At 35.6% G+C, this 20447-nt stretch carries 15 protein-coding genes; 10 read left to right on the top strand and 5 right to left on the bottom strand.

The genetic code is table 11. The features are described from left to right. Positions 1-43: 43 nt before the first annotated feature. Positions 44-1885: a lysophospholipid acyltransferase family protein gene (locus tag FOL89_RS11650; protein ID WP_144282974.1), complete on the bottom strand. Its 1842-nt coding sequence runs from the start codon at positions 1883-1885 to the stop codon at positions 44-46. Positions 1886-1907: 22 nt separating this feature from the next. Next, complete coding sequence (locus FOL89_RS11645) at positions 1908-3146, bottom strand: aspartate kinase (RefSeq protein ID WP_144282973.1); 1239 nt, start codon at positions 3144-3146, stop codon at positions 1908-1910. Positions 3147-3460: 314 nt separating this feature from the next. On the opposite strand from FOL89_RS11645, the gene fbp reads away from it, so the two are divergent. From fbp to FOL89_RS11625, 4 genes are all read left to right on the top strand, one after another. Beyond that, positions 3461-4477 carry a class 1 fructose-bisphosphatase gene (gene fbp, locus FOL89_RS11640; protein WP_144282972.1) on the top strand — a complete coding sequence of 339 codons (1017 nt, stop codon included), beginning with the start codon at positions 3461-3463 and terminating at the stop codon, positions 4475-4477. Next, positions 4477-5496 carry an o-succinylbenzoate synthase gene (locus FOL89_RS11635; RefSeq protein WP_144282971.1) on the top strand — a complete coding sequence of 340 codons (1020 nt, stop codon included), beginning with the start codon at positions 4477-4479 and terminating at the stop codon, positions 5494-5496. Before fbp ends, FOL89_RS11635 begins: the two co-directional genes overlap by 1 nt. Positions 5497-5728: 232 nt before the next feature. Then, a complete protein-coding gene (locus tag FOL89_RS11630; protein ID WP_144282970.1) occupies positions 5729-7402 on the top strand; it encodes a glutamine--tRNA ligase/YqeY domain fusion protein in 1674 nt (557 codons plus the stop codon). A gap of 162 nt (positions 7403-7564) precedes the next feature. Next, on the top strand, positions 7565-8725 hold the full coding sequence (locus FOL89_RS11625) for an MFS transporter (protein WP_144283070.1): 1161 nt from the start codon (positions 7565-7567) through the stop codon (positions 8723-8725). 67 nt (positions 8726-8792) lie between these two features. Here FOL89_RS11625 and FOL89_RS11620 read toward each other — a convergent pair whose 3' ends face one another. Next, positions 8793-9623, bottom strand: a complete 831-nt coding sequence (locus FOL89_RS11620; protein WP_144282969.1) for a CPBP family intramembrane glutamic endopeptidase — start codon at positions 9621-9623, stop codon at positions 8793-8795. 156 nt (positions 9624-9779) lie between these two features. Between FOL89_RS11620 and FOL89_RS11615 the strand changes: the two genes are divergently transcribed. After that, positions 9780-11375, top strand: a complete 1596-nt coding sequence (locus tag FOL89_RS11615) for a peptide chain release factor 3 (RefSeq protein ID WP_144282968.1) — start codon at positions 9780-9782, stop codon at positions 11373-11375. 87 nt (positions 11376-11462) lie between these two features. Here FOL89_RS11615 and FOL89_RS11610 read toward each other — a convergent pair whose 3' ends face one another. Continuing rightward, positions 11463-12890: an OmpP1/FadL family transporter gene (locus FOL89_RS11610; RefSeq protein ID WP_144282967.1), complete on the bottom strand. Its 1428-nt coding sequence runs from the start codon at positions 12888-12890 to the stop codon at positions 11463-11465. A gap of 30 nt (positions 12891-12920) precedes the next feature. Then, a complete protein-coding gene (locus FOL89_RS11605) occupies positions 12921-13967 on the bottom strand; it encodes a prolyl-tRNA synthetase (RefSeq protein ID WP_144282966.1) in 1047 nt (348 codons plus the stop codon). A 147-nt stretch (positions 13968-14114) separates the two neighbouring features. On the opposite strand from FOL89_RS11605, the gene proS reads away from it, so the two are divergent. The 5 genes from proS to dnaJ all read left to right on the top strand — a co-directional run bounded on the left by proS (position 14115) and on the right by dnaJ (position 20335). Beyond that, positions 14115-15590, top strand: coding sequence for a proline--tRNA ligase (gene proS / locus FOL89_RS11600; RefSeq protein ID WP_144282965.1), 1476 nt, complete (start codon positions 14115-14117; stop codon positions 15588-15590). A 127-nt stretch (positions 15591-15717) separates the two neighbouring features. Further along, positions 15718-17010 (top strand): OmpA family protein, encoded by a 1293-nt coding sequence (locus FOL89_RS11595; RefSeq protein ID WP_144282964.1) that lies wholly within the window; start codon positions 15718-15720, stop codon positions 17008-17010. 110 nt (positions 17011-17120) lie between these two features. After that, a complete protein-coding gene (locus FOL89_RS11590; RefSeq protein ID WP_144282963.1) occupies positions 17121-18449 on the top strand; it encodes an Nramp family divalent metal transporter in 1329 nt (442 codons plus the stop codon). A 131-nt stretch (positions 18450-18580) separates the two neighbouring features. Beyond that, entirely contained in the window at positions 18581-19117 is a 537-nt protein-coding gene (locus FOL89_RS11585; RefSeq protein WP_144282962.1) for a nucleotide exchange factor GrpE, read from the top strand. 102 nt (positions 19118-19219) lie between these two features. After that, positions 19220-20335 carry a molecular chaperone DnaJ gene (gene dnaJ, locus FOL89_RS11580; protein WP_144282961.1) on the top strand — a complete coding sequence of 372 codons (1116 nt, stop codon included), beginning with the start codon at positions 19220-19222 and terminating at the stop codon, positions 20333-20335. Positions 20336-20447: the final 112 nt, after the last annotated feature.

The raw sequence follows: 20447 nt of genomic DNA, 5'->3' as shown, positions 1-20447 counted from the left end.
TGAAGCAAGTATTACGCAACATTTTTTTGATGAAAATAAAAACTTACTGATTTTCAGCTTGATTATTTTCCTGTTCTTTTCTTATCTGCTCGCTCATTTCCTCCAAAACCGGCTTTATCGTGCTTTCCGGAAGGTCACTTATTCTAATGTACATGAGACCATCAATCGCATCATTGAAATTTGGGTCAACATTGAAAGCAATAACCTTCGCATTCTGCTTAATATATTTTTTAATTAAAACCGGCATTCTGAGTTCAGGTTCCAGATCATCAATAAACTTATCCAGCTTGTTGAGGTCTGCATTCATTTCACTCAGAAAAAGATGTTTATCACGTTCTCTGAGTTTTACTTTAAAATCATTTTTCGGAGTAATGTATTGAGCAACTGCAGAATCATAATAATTAGAACGCATAAACTCAATCATCAATGATTTGGAAAACTCAGAAAATTTATTGGAAATGCTTACTCCGCCCATCAGAAATTTATGGTCAGGGTTCCTTAAGCATACATGAACAATTCCACGCCACAGCAAGAATAACGGAAGCGGCTTCTGCTGATATTCTTCGCAAATGTAGGCTCTCCCCATTTCTATCACTTTTTTGAAGAATGGATGGATATCCTGCTCAAATTCAAATAAAGAACTGGTGTAAAAACCTTTTATTCCAAATTTCTTCATCACATCCTTACCTAATGCCATACGGTAAGCTCCAGCAAGTTTTTCGGCGGCATTATCCCACAAAAACAAATGATGATAATGCTGATCATACTCATCCAGATCAAAAGGCAGATTGCTTCCTTCACCTACTGCACGGAAAGTAAGCTCTCTTTGTCTTCCGATCTCTCTCATTACTGAAGGAATTTCTTCGTAAGGAGTAAAATAAATCTCATAATTACCATTGCTAAAGAGCATTCTGTCTGTTCCTTTCAGCTTGGAAATGTCTTTCAGAATGTCTTCTTTTGGTGTTTCGTCTATGATATTCTGTACAATATTTTCTTCTTTTAGCAAAGGAAATTTCACATACAGATTTTTGAGATTAATAGACTGTGCGATAGATTTTCTTTTTTCGTAATAAGATTTCATCATGTAAACCTTACGCTTCAGAAACTCACCCAGCTCCTCAATGTTTTCCATTTCATCCATCACTTTTACGGTAATGGGACGTCCTATTCTTATTCTGATTGGTTTCTCACGGTCGTTCATCATCTCAGTCGGAAGCATCAGTGTCTGCAAATTGGGATGAATTTTGGCAACCTGATAAAATAAAGTACTGTTTTTAGCATGAAAATACATCGGAACTACAGGTACTTTTGCCATCCTGATCAATTTAAGAGCAGGTTTTTCCCACTCCCGATCCAAAATCTCTCCGTAAGGATTATTCTTATTGGAAACTTCCCCTGCCGGAAAAATCCCTACACAACCGCCATTTTCAAGATGCTTAAGTGTTTCGCGCATTCCCGTTGCACTATTCCTGATAGATTTTCTTCCTTCAAAAGGGTTGACAGGAATCACGTAAGGCTCCATGGGTTTTATTTTCTCCAACAGAAAATTTCCCATCACTTTAAAATCTGGTCGGATCTCTGAAAGAACTTTGCACATCAAAATTCCGTCTATTGCTCCAAGCGGATGATTGGAAATCAAAATGAATGGTCCTGTTTTCGGAATTTTAGCGAGATCTTCTTCAAATGCGATGTAGCTTAAATTTCTTTCCCGAACAAACGAATCAAAAAAATCTTTGCCTTCTTTATCTTTTAGTTTATCATAAAGCCTGTTGACTTCATTTATTTTTGTAATATTCATCACAGCAGAAGCAACAGGATTCTTTAGAAAACCTATTTTATTCAGACCGGCAGCTTGTATTAAATCGTTTTTCGAGATTAAGCTCATGTGTTTTTAGTCGAAATTAGTTTTATTGTGTTACCATTTGCAGTGTATTATTTGCAATTTGCTCCAATAATACACTTTTTCCCTGATAAAATTTGTCGATATTTTCTTTTTTTACATTCCTTACAGTAAATAAAGATACATTTTTTATAATATCTGTTTTAAACACTTTCTGCAGCTCACCATCCAGTTCACCTATATTATTAAATTTATCTTCAAGACAAAGTTCGAGAGAAATTGCCGAGTTTTGCATCAAAGAAACCTTAATTTTATATTTAGCTAAGTAATTAAAAATCAAACTCATGTGATCTTCAGCGATGAAAGAAAAGTCTCTTGTTGAAATTTTTAGTAATGTTTGGCTTTCCTTTAAAATATAAGATTCCTCATTCTGATTTTTATCTGAAATCCCCACTTTTGTTCCTGCTTTAGAAGGATCTATAAAAGATTTCACAAAGAAAGGAATATTTTTCTGCTTTAATGGTTGCAGTGTTTTAGGGTGGATTACGCTAGCTCCGTAATAAGCCATCTCAATCGCTTCTTCATAGGAAATATTGGAAAGCAGAGTAACATCTGTAAATTTTCTTGGATCTCCTGTCATCACACCGGGAACATCTTTCCAGATAGTCATTGCTTCTGCGCTCATGCAATAAGCAAAAATAGCCGCAGAATAATCTGATCCTTCTCTTCCTAAAGTGACGGTAAAATTATTCTCATCAGAACCTATAAAACCCTGCGTTACATAACATATTTCTTTGCTTAGATGTGAAATAAACTCTTCTGTTTTTTCCCAGTTTACCACCCCTTCACGGTAAGAATTATCTGTTTTCACAAAATCTCTTGCATCCAGCCATTGGTTGTTAAACTGAATTTCATTCAGATATTCGCTTACAATTTTTGTAGAAATCATTTCTCCGCAGCTGACTACCTGATCGTAAACAAAATTATAGTTTGGAGATTTATTTCGTCTTAAAAATGAATCTATATCATCAAAAAACAAATTGATCTCTGCAAATACTGCATGCTTTTCAGGGAATAAACCTTCCGCAATTTCGATGTGCTTTCGTTTTATCTTTTCAATTTCAGTTTGGTAATTTTCTTTACTAAAGTACAGTTCAACCACTTTTTCCAGTTCATTGGTTGTTTTACCCATAGCCGAAATCACCAGAAGGCATTTTTCAAATCCCTGACTTTCAAGAACCATAGATACATTTTTTACACTTGCGGCATCTTTTACTGACGCTCCACCAAACTTAAAAATTTTCATTAAATAGTTAGAAATAAAATTGTTAGATAAAAATTGACGATCGTTTTTTATGGGTCACAAAATTATAAATTTACACCGAGATATGAAATACCCTAGTATTGTAATAGGATTAAGATTTTATTAAAATTCGGAATATTCCTGAAATAATCAATTTTAACCATTGAATTAGTTTTTTATTATTAATGAAAAATTGATAACAACAACAGAAATAAAACAATAAAACATTGAATTTCAAATATTTAAATAATTACTTATTTAATTTTTTATTTGAAATAAATTTTCCGAAATTTGGAACAAATCGTAAAAAATAAAATATGTCAAATCAGCCATTACAGACCTTAGGGGAATTTCTTATTGACAAACAGGATGACTTCCAATATTCCACAGGAGAGTTTTCGCGTCTTCTGAGTGCCATAAGATTAGCATCTAAAGTTGTAAACAGGGAAGTTAATAAAGCAGGTATTGCAGATATCATCGGAAAAGCAGGAAATGAAAATGTACAGGGGGAAGAACAGCAGAAACTAGACGTAATCGCTAACGAGATTTTCATTACAGCTTTATCCCAAAGAGAAGTAGTCTGCGGAATCGCCTCTGAGGAAAATGATGATTTTATTGACATCAAATGTGGAGAAAACGGACATCTTAGCAAATATGTTGTATTAATTGATCCTCTTGACGGCTCATCAAACATTGATGTAAATGTTTCTGTAGGTACCATTTTTTCTATTTACAGAAGAGTTACAGAACCCGGAACTGCTGTGCAGCTTGAAGATTTTTTACAAAAAGGAATCAATCAGATCGCAGCCGGTTATGTGATTTACGGTTCATCAACCATGATTGTTTATACAACAGGAAACGGAGTAAATGGTTTTACACTTGACCCTTCTTTAGGAACGTACTATCTTTCTCATCCTAACATGACATTTCCGAAAACAGGAAAAATTTATTCCATCAACGAAGGAAACTACATCAAATTTCCTCAAGGAGTAAAAAATTACCTTAAATATTGCCAGATGGAAGAAGGCGACAGACCTTACACATCCAGATACATCGGCTCGCTTGTTGCAGACTTTCACAGGAATATGCTTAAAGGAGGAATTTACATCTACCCTTCTTATTCGCAGGCTCCAAACGGAAAACTAAGATTGCTGTATGAATGTAATCCGATGGCTTTTCTGGCTGAACAAGCAGGAGCAAAAGCCACAGACGGCTTTAGAAGGATTCTGGAAATTGAGCCGACAGAACTTCATCAAAGAATACCATTTTTCTGTGGATGTGTTGATATGGTAGAAAAAGCAGAAGAATTTATGCGAATTGACAGTGTAAAATAATGACAGCAAAATATTTTAAATATTTATTACAATTTAAACGCCCGAGTGGAACATCTCGCGGCGTTTTGCTTGATAAGGAGACTTATATTCTCGAAGTTTTCGACAAGGATAAAAAAGGCATCGGTGAATGTGCAATTTTTCGGGGATTGAGCTTTGATGACCGACCCGATTATGAAGAAAAACTGCAATGGCTTTGTGAAAACATCAATCACAACCCTGACTTTTTAAAGGATGAATTAAAAGAATTTCCTTCAATCTGGTTTGGTTACGAACAGGCAATGCTCAATCTCCAACATGGAAAAAACATTTATTTCCCGAGCGAGTTTACCGAAGGAAAATCAGCAATAACAATCAACGGACTGATCTGGATGGGTGATGTTGAATATATGCAGGAACAAATTACAGATAAGCTGGAAAACGGTTTTTATTGTATTAAATTAAAAATTGGTGTAGACTGGCAATCGGAATATACAATTCTTCAAGAGTTAAGAAAAACATTCACAAAAGACCAGCTTGAAATTCGGGTTGATGCTAATGGAGGTTTTACTAAAGAGGAAGCAAAGATCGTTTTGAGGCAACTAGCAGATTTAGAAATTCATTCTATAGAACAGCCTATAAAAGCAGGAAATTGGGATGACATGACAGAGTTATGCTTTGATACACCAATTCCAATTGCGCTGGATGAAGAATTAATAGGTATAACTGATTATCTTGAAAAGAAAAAGCTCCTTGAAACAATCAAACCTCAGTATATCATCCTAAAACCTGCACTAGTTGGAGGTTTTTCCGGATCAGATGAGTGGATATTCCTTGCCGAAAAAACTAATATTGGGTGGTGGATTACCTCAGCACTGGAAAGCAACATAGGTCTTAATGCTATTTCTCAGTACACTTTTACAAAGAAAAGCAATATGCCCCAAGGATTAGGAACAGGAAATTTATTTACAAATAACTTTTCCAGTTCCTTACATTTAGATGGGGATAAACTTTTCTTTGAAACAGGTATTCTTGAAAAATAGTTAAACTACACCATCAATAAAAATAGATTTTTTGATGTAATTTAAAAAGTCAGAGAATTTTTTTTTGAACTTATTCATAACGTACAGGTAATATTTATTTTTTGGTAAAGCAAAAATCGTGAAAAAGTTCCAATAGTTGTGAATTTTCTTTAAAAATCTTTATTTTTTTTTAAACATCTAAATTTACTAAATTTGCAAATTGTCGTCTGGTGCGACTTTTAAAGCGAACTTAATGGAAGAAGAAAAAAAATCACTCAATTTTATTGAGCAAATCATAGAAGAAGATCTGGCAAACGGTCTGGAAAGAGATCATATCCGTTTCCGTTTTCCGCCTGAGCCCAACGGTTATCTGCATGTAGGACATACAAAAGCGATCTGCATCAACTTTGGCTTAGGCGAAAAATACAATGCTCCCGTAAATCTCCGTTTCGACGATACAAATCCTGAAAAAGAAGAACAGGAATTTGTAGATTCAATAAAAAAAGATGTTGAATGGCTTGGTTTTAAATGGGATAAAGAGTTGTACGCTTCCGATTACTTCCAGCAGCTTTACGATTGGGCAGTTCAGCTTATTAAAGAAGGAAAAGCTTATGTAGATGAGCAGCCTTCCGAATTGATCACTGAGCAGAGAAAAAATCCTGCTGAACCGGGAATTGAATCACCATACAGAAATCGTCCTGTTGAAGAATCTTTAGATTTATTCGAAAGAATGAAAAACGGAGAATTTGAAAGCGGTTCGATGTCTCTTCGTGCAAAAATCGACATGACTTCGCCCAATATGAATATGCGTGATCCTGTCATGTACAGAATTCTGAACAAACCTCACCACAGAACAGGAACGGCGTGGAAAATTTATCCTATGTACGACTGGGCGCATGGTGAATCTGACTATATCGAACAAATTTCTCACTCACTGTGTTCTTTGGAGTTTGAAAATCACAGACCGCTTTATAACTGGTATTTAGATCAGGTTTATGAAGAAGGAAAAGTAAAAAACAAGCAGAGAGAATTTGCGAGAATGAATGTTTCTTACATGATTACTTCGAAAAGAAAACTACAGAGGCTGATTGCCGAAAAAGTAGTGAATGGTTGGGATGATCCGAGAATGCCTACGATTTCCGGAATGAGAAGAAAAGGTTTTACCCCAGTATCCATTAGAAATTTCATTGAAAAAGTAGGAGTTGCCAAAAGAGAAAACTTAATTGAAATTCAGCTATTGGAATTCTGCGTTCGTGAAGATTTGAATAAGATCGCAAAACGTGTAATGACGGTGGTAGATCCTGTGAAATTGATCATTGAAAACTATCCTGAAGGAAAAGAAGAATGGCTGGAAACAGAAAACAATCCTGAACAGGAAAATGCAGGAACAAGAGAAATTCCGTTTTCAAGAGAACTGTATATTGAGCGTGAAGACTTTAAGGAAGAAGCAAATAACAAATTTTTCAGATTAAAGTTAGGCGGTGAAGTTCGCCTGAAATCTGCTTATATCATTAAAGGAGAAAGAGTAGAAAAAGATGAAAACGGAGAAATCACGACAATTTATGCGACTTATGACGAAAAATCTAAGTCTGGAAGCGGAACTGAAGAAAGCTTAAGAAAAGTAAAAGGCACGATTCACTGGGTTTCTGCAAAACACGCAATTCCGGTGGAAGTAAGAAATTACGATAAATTATTTACAGTAGAACAGCCTGATGCAGAGAAAGATGTAGACTTCTTAAACTTCATCAATCCTGATTCTGTAACGACAATTCAGGGATTTGCTGAGCCAAGCTTAAAAGATGTTGCGATTGGAGAACCTCTTCAATTCCAGAGAATTGGCTATTTTACAAAAGACCAGGATTCTACGGATACCAATTTTGTATTCAACAGAACTGTGACATTGAAAGACTCTTATAAGCCGGAGTAAAAAAATTGTTTATTTAAATAAATAAAACAGGGCTTATTTTTTAAGTCCTGTTTTTTCGTTTTTATAAATCCGGACTATTAAATAAACTATTAAATTTTAGAAATTGTGAAACTTATACATTTATACACTAACTCCTTCAAAGGACTCTCTAAAGAAAGCTGGATGTTAGCTTTGGTTATGCTCATCAACCGTTCCGGTTCGATGGTACTTCCCTTTTTGGGTGTTTACATGACTGACCATTTAAAATTTAATATAGAAAACACGGGTATTGTACTAAGTTTCTTTGGAATCGGTTCGGTAATCGGTTCATGGTTTGGAGGTTTTATAACCGACAAATTCGGAGAATATAAAGTACAATATCTCAGCTTATTATTGAGTGTTCCGTTATTTTGTTTAATTCCATTATTTAAAACAGAAATCGGAGTGGCAGCCATCATTTTATTGCAAAGTATTGTAAGCGATTCATTTCGTCCTGCCAACTCAGTTGCTATTACCAAATATGCAAAACCTGAAAACATAACACGGGCTTTTTCTCTAAACCGAATGGCAATTAATCTGGGGTTTTCCATCGGTCCTGCTTTAGGTGGAATTTTATCGGCAATATCTTATGAGTTTTTGTTTTATTCTAATGCTCTGGCTGCGCTGTCAGCAGGTATTCTATATATTATCTTTTTTAATAAACGGAATAAATTAGCAAAATTGAAAGCAAGAAAAGTAAAAGAAGCTATTGAACTGAAAAAAGAAAACTCACCTTATAAAGATGGCAAATTTCTGATTTACTGTTTTTTGTGTATGCTTTTTTCAATATGTTTTTTTCAGCTTTTTAGTACTTTGACGATTTTTTATAAAGAAACAGCGCATATAAGCCAGCAGAATATTGGTTATCTTCTGGGTTACAGCGGTTTTATAGTTGTATTATTGGAAATGGGATTGGTTCAGGCAGCAGAAAAATACCTCAACTTAGCCAAAACTATGTTTTTGGGAACTTTTATTTGCGGACTTTCTTATACAATGCTTGGATTTGACTACAGCATGATAACGCTGATTATTTCGATGACCTTGCTATCTGTGGGAGAAATTTGGGCATTACCATTTATGTCAACAATTACGGCTCTCAGATCCGGAAAAAACAATAAAGGAGCTTATATGGGACTCAATGGGATTGCATTTTCTATTGCATTTATTATAACTCCTTACCTTGGAACTTTAATAGCTGAAAAATTTGGTTTTATGATTTTATGGATCGGAACCGGTATTCTGCTTACGGTGACCGCCACTGCTTTCTACTTTATTATTCCATGGATGATTAAGCCTAAAAATTAATAACTAAAAAAAGAATATCATGAAAATTGATATGCTTTTTTATACTTTACTCCTAAATTCACCGATGCTAATTTTCAGAATAATGTATTTTATGTTTTTTCATAAATAAGTAATAAAATAACGCAAACAATATAATTCCGATAATTAATATCATCCATTCTTCCAAACGAAAAGCCTCTGCAAAACTTTCTTTCTGGGTATAAAAAATAAGAATTGATGAAGTTAAATTATTAAAACCATGCAGCAGAATCGGCAAAAGCAATGATTTTGTTTTGTAATAAACTAATCCTAAAACCGTTCCTAGCAACGATGCTCCTACAAATTGCCAAGGATTTCCATGAATAAGACCAAATAATAAAGACGCAACTACAATTGCCTTCCAAGGCTTTACCCCGTTATTAATCATCCCTTTCTGAATGATTCCCCTGAAAATAATTTCTTCAAAAACGGGTGCCATAATCACAGCTGCTATAATCATAACGGCTGGATCATCAGTTAAACTTTTCATTACATTTTCAAAAAACCGATAAATATCTCCAAAAAAAGGTCCTGTTGTTGGAATAAGCGAGGTCGTAAATTCCCCTATCAGCATCATTCCGAACATCATAGGAAAAACGAGAAGGTAGGTAGAAAAATTTGTGGGTGAAAAATTAAAATTCAATTTCATTTTTGTAGAAGGACGCACTACAAAAAAATCGAAAAAGGCAATAATTAATGGAAATACCACAGCATTGCCAAGCATTAGAAACCAAGGCTTCTGAGCCACATCAATCTGAAAAAGAACCTTCACAATCAATATAAAAAAGCCTACCAACATACTTCCTGCAATGTAGCCTGCAAAAAGAATTAAACCTCCCACCCAATCAAAAATAAATTTCGGATATCTGTTTTTTTCCATGTCTAAAAATTACAGTAACAAAGATAATTTTTTTGTCGTTGAAAACACTTACATCAGCCTTATAATTGAACAAGTAAATGTAAGGTACTCTGTTCCGAAATATTAGATTTTCACAATCCATTAAAATTCACGATTTTTGCAACTTCAAAATACGATATGTCAGACTTAATCAAAGAAATAGAAAAAAGAAAAACATTCGGGATTATTTCTCACCCCGATGCCGGAAAAACCACTCTTACCGAAAAACTACTTCTCTTCGGAGGTGCAATTCAGGAAGCTGGCGCAGTAAAATCCAACAAAATAAAAAAAGGAGCTACTTCCGATTTCATGGAAATTGAGAGGCAGAGAGGAATTTCTGTAGCAACATCCGTTTTGGCATTTGAGTACAGAGATCACAAAATTAATATTCTTGATACTCCCGGTCACAAAGATTTTGCTGAAGATACTTACCGAACTTTAACCGCTGTAGATTCTGTTATTGTTGTGATTGATGTAGCAAAAGGGGTTGAGGAACAGACAGAAAAACTGGTTCAGGTTTGTCGTATGAGAAATATTCCTATGTTGGTTTTCATCAATAAGCTAGACCGTGAAGGTAAAGATGCATTTGATTTGCTGGATGAAGTAGAACAAAAACTGGGATTAACAGTCTGTCCGCTTTCATTACCGATTGGTATGGGAAGTGATTTTCAGGGAATATACAATATCTGGGAAAATAATATACAGCTCTTTTTGGAAGAGAAAAAACAGAAAGTTGGCGAGGCAATTAAGTTTGATGATATTAATGATACTTCTGTTGATGAGGTAATCGGTGAAAAAGCAGCAGCTACTTTAAGAGAAGAGCTAGATCTTGTACAGTCTGTTTATCCTGAATTTAGCCGTGAAGATTATATGAAAGGAGACCTTCAGCCTGTATTTTTCGGTTCAGCTTTAAACAATTTCGGAGTTCGTGAGCTTTTGGATGCGTTCATTGATATTGCACCGATGCCACAACCCAAAGAAAGTGATCTACGTATAGTAAAGCCGGAAGAAAATCAGTTCACGGGTTTTGTATTTAAGATTCATGCCAATATGGACCCTAAACACAGAGACCGTTTGGCTTTTGTGAAAATTGTTTCAGGAACATTTAAAAGAAACGAAAACTATTTATTAGTAAGGGAAGGAAAAAAAATGAAATTTTCTTCTCCCAATGCTTTCTTTGCTGATAAAAAAGAGGTGGTAGATGAAAGTTTTCCTGGTGATATTGTAGGTTTACATGATACAGGAAATTTCAGAATTGGAGATACATTGACGGGCGGCGAAAAATTGAGTTTCAAAGGAATTCCGAATTTCTCTCCTGAACATTTCAGATATATTAATAATAATGATCCTTTAAAAGCAAAACAGCTTGCTAAAGGAATTGATCAGTTGATGGATGAAGGTGTTGCCCAGCTGTTTACTCTTGAAATGAATAACAGAAAAATTATCGGAACCGTTGGAGCACTTCAGTATGAAGTAATACAATATCGTTTGGAGCATGAATATGGAGCAAAATGTACTTATGAGCCACTTTCTATGCATAAAGCCTGTTGGGTGGAAGCAGATGAGAAATCTGAAGAATTCAAGGAATTTGCCAGATTGAAACAGAGATTTTTAGCACGAGACAAATACAATCAGCTTGTATTTTTGGCAGATTCTTCTTTTACCATTCATATGACTCAGGAAAAATTTCCTAATGTGAAGCTTCATTTCATTAGTGAGTTTCAAAATTCATAATAGCAGCGTAAATTATTTTAAGTAGATTGCAACCAACAAAAAAGGCTTCAGAAAGTAATTCTGAAGCCTTTTATAAAATCAATTATTTTAAAATTTCCATCCTACAGTCAGGAAGAAATTGTTTCTTACATTTTTTACGTCTGACACGACAGAATCAGGATTTGTCACATCAAAATCCGCAGAATAATACCCTGTTCCGAAATCTTCATATCCTGCGAGGAAAGGATTTTTATAGTTTGAGGTTATATTTTGATATGATGCATCAACATAGAACTTACCAAAATCGTAGCCTAAACCAGCACCAATCGTATTTCTGTCTCCCAAAATCAGATTGCTGAAGTTTGTCTGCGAAACAGAACCTGTGTTAGTAAATGCACTTACAGTCATATTATCAAACGGGCTTGAACTATAAGCATACCCTCCTCTCAGACGGAATGACTTAATTCTATACTCAGCTCCAACTTTTATCTCAGACATATTCTTATAATTGTCACTAAAGAAAGAGTTTAATTCTGTTTCGGCATCTCCTTGAACTTTATATCTTGGTTTTGTAAGTCCCAATGTATAATCTACATTTAAAGCAAAATTTTTGCTTGGAACAAATGCACCGCTTAGAGTAGCTTTCATTGGAGATCTGAACCTTCTGTCTTCTACAAAACTATCGGCATAAATATATCCATCTGTTCCCGTATAATGATCAGTATAAATTCTATCCAAAGACCACCAAGTCGGTGTTTCAATTGATGCTCCCAATCTCAGTTGATTGGTCACTTTTCCGATCACGCCAAGACTTGCAGAGAAGCCGTTTGATTTTTCAGAAAAAGGAGTATACTGTTTATCGAAAGTATAAGCAGTATTATCTAAATCTAATCCAAAACTTGCACTGTCGTATTGTTCTAGATCTACGTAGTGCATATTAATACTTGCACCAAGATACAGTGAGTTATTATAATTCGCTCCTACACCTAAATTAAATTTAGTTTGAGTGCCATATCGGTTGTAAGCCTGCCCCAGATAAGATAGGTTTCCTATGACATTATTTCCTGAACCATCAATAAGATTTTTAGCAATTACAACATTTGTATTACCCGGAGATTCTACATAATTTTCAATAGATGTAGTAGAAATATTAGCTCCAAGATTAATAAATTTCCACGGAGTTTCCGTCATAAGCTGAAAGACCGCAACGCCTCCCACATTACCTATATTTGCTTTGCTAATATTATAATTGATTGAGTTTCCTGCAAGTGAACTTGTATTTTTGTTATTTTCTATAGACAATGTTGCGGAAACATCACCTGCAATAGCCACACCTAAACCGGCAGGGTTGGTAAGCAATGAAGAAGCATCGCCTCCCAAAGCTCCATTTGAACCAGCCATTGCATTAAATTTTGAATTTCCTGTCATTGGTGTGTTAGAATAAACGTCAACAGAATTTCTGATTACAGATATATCCTGAGCCTGCAGATAAAACGCTGCAGTAACACCCATTAATACTAAAGATTTTTTTAACATTATTTTTAAGAATAGTTATTAAGATTAATATTATCTGCCGCCTGATCTGAAACCGCCGCCACCGCCGCCTGATCTGAAGCCACCTCCTCCTGAAGAACCACCTCTAAAGCCTCCACTGCTTCCGGAATTGGATCCGCCTGATCTGAAACCGCCATTATCACTTGGTCTGTAATTGTCATTTCTTCTTGGCTGTGATTGTTGTGGTCTGTAGTCATAGTTTGGTCTTTGAGGTCTTACACCATTATTAGGATTTCTCATTCCGGATGGATTTCTAAAGCCCCCATTTGTTGTTCCTTGTCTGAATCCTGAGTTGGTATTTCCTTGTCTAAAGCCAATATTTGTATTTCCTGATCTAAAACCGTTGGTATTATTTCTAAATCCAGATCCTTTTCTGTATCCTGATAAAGCGCTTCCATTAAAACCTGATCGTCCATTGGCTCCACTTCTTCTGTAAGCAGGTGCATAATAACTTCCTCCCCAGTAACCAGTTCCCCAGCCCCAGTAAGGATTTCCCCATCCGCCCCAGTAAGGAGTATTCCAGCTGTTCCAGCCATATCCCCAATAAGGATTAAAGCCTCCCCAGCCCCAGCCGCTACCCCAGCCAAAACCAACTCCCATTCCCCAACCGGAACCCCAGCCCCAGTATGGATTATAGCTCCAGCCCCAAGGTGAGCCCCAACCCATCATTCCTCCCCAGCCCCAACCCCATGAGTTATCATAGTAGTTGGTTTCACTTCCGGCAAAATTGCCCCAGTCAGAATCTGTGGCAGATGAATTGAAATTGGTATCACTCCAATTATTATAACGGTTATTTTGTTGCTGCTGATTTATCTGTGCATTTTCTATGACATTACTGTCGTTATAGTAATCGTAATAATCGCCTACTCTATTTCCTTGATTATTAATAATTACACCTTCTGGCAACGTATCTTTATTAGGATCGTAGTAAACGCCGTCCGTCTCACTATATCCTCCCATCTGCGCACCACAAGACATCAACAGCAAACCACTCGAAATAGCTAAAATACCTTTAGATCTTAGTATTCCAAATAAATTTTTATGTATATTTCTCTTCATGATAATGTATATTTTTTTTAAATTGAATTATATTTGCATTCTGTACCAAAAATATACCAATAATTCGGTATAAAAAATCTATCAAAAATAGATTTTTATTTTTAGATTACATAATTTTACAAAAGTTAAAATATTAAAAAAAAATTAATGGCAAAATTAACTTCAAGAAGTGAAGATTACAGCAAGTGGTATAATGAGTTGGTTGTAAAGGCTGATTTAGCCGAAAACTCAGGAGTGAGGGGTTCTATGGTAATTAAACCTTACGGCTACGCAATCTGGGAAAAAATGCGTGACGAAATGGATAAAAAATTCAAAGAAACCGGTCACGTGAATGCTTATTTCCCTCTTTTTGTACCCAAGAGCTTGTTTGAAGCTGAAGAAAAAAATGCCGAAGGTTTTGCTAAAGAATGTGCTGTTGTTACCCATTACAGACTTAAAACAGACCCTGATAATCCTCATAAGCTCATCGTTGATCCTGACGCTAAGCTTGAGGAAGAACTTATTGTAAGACCTACTTCAGAAGCCATTATCTGGAATACCTATAAAAATTGGATTCAGTCTTACAGAGATCTCCCTATTCTTATCAACCAATGGGCAAATGTTGTGCGTTGGGAAATGCGAACAAGACTATTCCTTAGAACCTCTGAGTTTCTTTGGCAGGAAGGTCATACTGCTCATGCAACACGTGAGGAGGCAATAGAAGAAGCTGAAAAAATGAATAAAGTATATGCTGATTTTGCCGAAAACTTTATGGCAATGCCGGTTATTCAGGGATTAAAAACTCCGTCTGAAAGATTTGCGGGTGCTGATGAAACTTATTGCATTGAAGCACTAATGCAGGACGGAAAGGCATTACAGGCAGGCACATCCCACTTCTTAGGGCAAAATTTCGCAAAAGCTTTTGATGTAAAATTCACCAACAAAGAAGGTAAGATTGAGTACGCATGGGCAACTTCATGGGGAACTTCTACCCGCTTAATGGGAGCCTTAATTATGACTCATTCTGATGATTTGGGATTGATACTTCCACCAACTTTAGCTCCAATTCAGGTAGTTATTGTTCCTATTTTTAAAGGTGAAGAACAATTGAGTCAAATCAGTGAAGTAGCATTAGATATCCAAAACAAATTAAAATTAAAAGGAATTTCAGTAAAATTTGATAACGATACTCAAAATAAACCGGGCTGGAAATTTGCGGAATATGAACTTAAAGGAGTTCCTTTAAGAATTGCTATCGGACCGAAAGATCTTGAAAACAACTCTGTAGAAATTGCAAGAAGAGATAATTTAACCAAAGAAACACGACCATTAGAAGGGATTGATTCTCATATCGAAGATTTATTAAAAACCATTCAGAAAGATATTTATCAAAAAGCTTTACAATTCAGAGAAGAAAATATTACAAAAGTAGATTCCTATGATGAATTCAAAAAAACCCTTGAAGAAAAAGGCGGATTTATCTACGCTCACTGGGACGGCACAGAAGAGGAAGAAGAGAAAATAAAAGAAGAAACCAAGGCGACAATAAGATGTATTCCTCTAAATGATGATCATGAAGAAGGAATTTCTATGATTAGCGGTAAAACGTCAAAAAGAAGAGTTTTGTTCGCTAAAGCATATTAGAAACTTAACATAATATTATTAAATCTTTAAAAATTTTAAGAATTTTTAAAGATTTTTTATTTTTAAAGCGAATTTGGATAAATTTTTGTTTAATTTTAAATAACATTAATTTTCAAAATAAATTATTATGGCTTTAAACATTATTGATCTTATTAAAGGGCAGCTAGGTGCTGCACTTGTTTCACAAACTGCATCTCAACTAGGAGAAAGCGAAGCTGGAGTTTCAAAAGCAATTTCCGGTATGCTACCTGTAATTGTCGGCGGATTAGCAAATAATTCTGAAAATCCTACTGTTATAGACACTATTGCCAACTCTTCATCCAACGGAATTTTGGGTAATTTATCGGGAGTTACCTCAGGAAATTCATTTATAGCAGGATTATTATCATCAATTTTTGGTGAAAAACTGAGCGGGATTATCAATAGTATTGCTACATATGCGGGAATCAGCAATAATTCATCCTCATCATTACTTAATATTGTTACCGCAGCAACTGTAGGTTCAATCGGGAAATATGCTTCCGATAACAATTTAGACAGAAACGGAATTTCTTCGTTGCTCGATGAGCAGAAAGGAGTTGTTTCAACATTACTTCCCGCAGGACTTTCTTTAGCCTCTCTGAATGTAGGAGACTGGGCAAAAGGTTATGCTTTTGAAGGCAACGAAAACCCGGCTACCAAAAAATTTGAAGAAAAAACACCTCATGTAGAAGTTACCAGAAGTACAGCAGAGACCGGAACATTTCCCGATAAGAAAACATCTTCTGAAGGTGGATCAATCTGGAAATGGCTTTTACCTCTACTTTTACTTCTTGCCGCATCTTATTTCTTATGGGAACAATGCAGAAAAACAGAAACAACAACGACAACAGCGGTTTCGGGAGATTCTATGACAACAACCAATGACACAATTCAGAGCAATAATAATGTAACAGATTCCGGAAGAATTGATGAAGACATTGATCTGAACGGAACCTCATTGAAGGGCTACAGAGGTGGAATGGAAGAGCAAATGATCGCTTTCCTCAAATCCGGAGGATATACTAATGCTCAAGACGATGCAGCTTTAAAGAACAAATGGTATGATTTTGATCATGTAAACTTTAAAATAGGAAGCGCTAATGAACTGGAAGCAGGATCAGAAAGTCAGCTGCAAAATTTAGTAGCCATTCTTAAAGCTTTTCCTGAAGCTAAAATAAAAATTGGCGGTTATACAGATAAAACAGGTGATGAGGCTAAAAATTTAAAACTTTCTGCAGAAAGAGCCAATTATATAAAAAACTGGCTTTCTCAACAAGGAGTTGGTTCACAGGTAATATCTGCAGACGGATATGGCAGCGAGTTTGCCACAGTAGATGCAAGTGCTTCGAATGATGAAAGAGCCATTGACAGAAAAATGTCTGTAAGGTTTACAAAATAATCTAATTTCTTATACATAATAAATCCTGAAAAATATTTTCAGGATTTATTTATAAATAATATTGTTATTTGCTTTATTTAATTAAATTTGTTAGTCAATTCTAACAAAACATGAGTCTCAATATAAAAAATGGGTGGAGAAAAGAAAAAACATCCAACTCTTTACCTGAAGTATTCTCTTCCATCTCCATACCAAAAAAATCTGGTTTTTGGAGAAAATATCTCGCTTTTGCAGGTCCGGGTCTGATGATTGCCGTAGGTTATATGGATCCGGGAAACTGGGCAACTGATATTGCCGGCGGAGCACAGTTTGGATATACATTACTTTCCGTTGTTCTTATTTCCAATATTTTTGCAATGATCTTGCAGCATCTTTCTGTAAAGCTTGGTGTTGTTGCAGAAAGAGATTTAGCACAAGCATGCAGAGACCATTTTAAACCTACAACAAATTTTATTCTTTGGGTATTTTGCGAAATAGCTATTGCAGCATGCGATCTGGCAGAAGTCATTGGTTCTGCCATTGCGCTCAATCTTTTATTTGGAATTCCGCTTACGTGGGGAATTGTGATCACAACCATTGATGTGCTTTTAATTTTACTCCTTCAGGCAAAAGGATTTCGCTGGATAGAAAGTATTGTTGCCGGTCTGATTTTCATTATTCTTGCCTGCTTCGGATATGAAATTATAATTTCAAAACCAGAAATTAATGCAATTTTAGGAGGTCTGGTTCCTCAAAAAGAGATTATTACCAATCCTGCCATGCTGTATATCGGAATAGGGATTTTGGGAGCGACCGTCATGCCGCACAATCTCTATCTTCACAGCAGTATTGTACAGACAAGAGATTACACAAGAGATCATGAAGGAAAAAAAGAAGCCATAAAATTTGCCACATTAGACAGTACAGTTTCTTTACTGATTGCTTTTTTCATCAATGCCGCTATTCTGATTTTAGCAGCTGCAACATTTCACACTACAGGCAATAAAAATGTAGCAGATATTCATGATGCTTATAAAATGTTGACTCCTATATTAGGAGCTTCAATGGCAAGTATTGCATTTGCAATTGCGCTTCTTGCATCCGGACAAAATTCAACACTGACAGGAACACTTGCCGGACAAATTGTAATGGAAGGGTTTCTGAATATCCGTCTAAAACCTTGGCTGAGAAGATTAATTACGAGATTAATTGCTGTAATTCCTGCATTAATTGTTACTATCATTTATGGAGAACAGGGAACTACCGATTTGCTGGTTTTAAGTCAGGTCATTCTTTCGATGCAGTTAAGTTTTGCAGTGGTGCCGCTTGTGATGTTTACGAATGACAAAGCAAAAATGGGTGAGTTTGCTAATAAACCTTTTCTTAAAATTTCTGTCTGGATCATTTCAATTATTATCATCTTTCTGAATATCTATCTTTTACTCCAGACATTTTTATAATCATTTTTCAGGAATATTTCTAGAATTTGAGTCATGAATGACAATGAATATTCATTCACATCTGCCTTATTGTCATTTTTTCCTCTTTGGCAGAATGTTTGACAAACCTCTGTGTAAAAAGTTATTGAAATATGGAAAATCAGGATATCAACGAAGAAAACATCAATAAACAGGAAGAAAACGTAAACGAAACTCAAGATACTCAACAAGAAAATGTGACAGAAACTCCTTCTGCCGAAGAACTTTTGGCAGTAGAAAAAGATCGTTACATCAGACTGTATGCAGAATTTGAAAATTATAAAAAAAGAACATCCAAAGAAAAAATGGAATTCTTTCAGTACGCCAATCAAGATATGATGATTTCTATGCTGGGAGTTTTGGATGATTTCGAAAGAGCAATAAAAGAGATTGCAAAGACCGGAAATGAAGCAGATCTTCAAGGCGTGGAACTGATTTATAATAAATTCAAAAGCAAACTGACGGAAAAAGGGCTTAAAGCAATGGAGGTAAGAGCCGGAGATAGCTTTAATGTAGATTTTCACGAAGCGATTACACAAATCCCTGCTCCTTCTGAAGAATTGAAAGGTAAAATTGTAGATATTATTGAAACAGGGTATACTTTAGGAGAAAAAGTAATACGTTTTGCTAAAGTAGTTACAGGAAACTAAAATTTATTAATGATAAATGATGAGTGATTAATTGATAAGAATTTCACATCCGAATTTTAAAATCATCAATTATCATTTATCTATCATCAATTATAATATATCATGTCAAAAAGAGATTATTACGAAGTGCTTGAGATAAGCAAATCTGCAAGTGCCGACGAAATAAAAAAAGCTTACCGAAAAATGGCGATTAAATATCACCCAGATAAAAATCCGGGAGATAAGGTTGCAGAAGAAAAATTTAAAGAAGCTGCAGAAGCTTATGAAGTGCTGAGCGACGAGCAAAAACGCGCCAGATACGATCAATTTGGTCACGCTGGAGTTGGCGGAAACGGTGGCTTTGGTGGAGGCGGTTTTGGCGGAGGTATGAATATGGAAGATATTTTCAGCCAGTTTGGAGATATTTTTGGAGGTGGCTTCGGCGGCTTTGGAGGAGGCGGCGGTCATCAACAGGTAAAAGGTTCTAATCTGAGAGTCAGAATAAAATTAAACCTTGATGAAATGGTTAACGGAACCCAGAAAACTCTCAAGGTAAAAAAAATGAAACTGGCAGAAGGTGCTACTTCAAAAACCTGCCCTACATGTAACGGTTCCGGTGTACAGATGAAGGTAATGAATACCATGTTCGGACAGATGCAGACCCAAACTACCTGCGGAACCTGTCAGGGAATCGGAAAAGTAGCTGATAAAATTCCGGCAGGAGCTAATGCTCAGGGTTTAATAAGAGATGAAGAAGAAGTTACCATTAATATACCGGCAGGAGCCAGAGACGGAATCCAGCTGAATGTAAGAGGAAAGGGTAATGATGCTCCTTTTGGAGGAGTACCCGGAGATCTTTTGGTAATTATTGAAGAAGAATCTGATCAGACGATAAAGAGAGAGGGTGACAATCTTCACCAAGAGTTATATATTTCTTTTGCTGAAGCTGCACTCGGAACTAAAAAAGAAATTCCTACCGTTGGTGGAAAGGTGAAAATAACGATAGATGCAGGAACTCAATCCGGAAAAATTTTAAGATTGGCAGGAAAAGGTTTACCTAGTATCGACAGTTATGGAAAAGGCGACATGTTTATACATATTAATGTCTGGACTCCGCAAAAACTCACAAAAGAGCAAAAAGATTTTTTTGAAAAACAAATGAATTCCGGAGAGATGGTTGCAGAACCATCCGGAAAAGAAAAAACTTTTTTTGACAAAGTAAAAGATTTATTTAACTAAAGAATAGGCTTTATAAGCCTTTATCATTTGTATTAAAAACATAACACAAAATGCTCAGGAATATGATTAAAATCCAATACAATTAGAGGATTTTTTTGTATTTTCGATGCGC

The organism is Chryseobacterium echinoideorum (assembly GCF_007474535.1).
Taxonomy (GTDB): domain Bacteria; phylum Bacteroidota; class Bacteroidia; order Flavobacteriales; family Weeksellaceae; genus Chryseobacterium; species Chryseobacterium echinoideorum.
The sequence above is the reverse complement of the archived record's forward strand: the minus strand, read 5'-3'. Positions and strand labels throughout refer to the sequence as shown.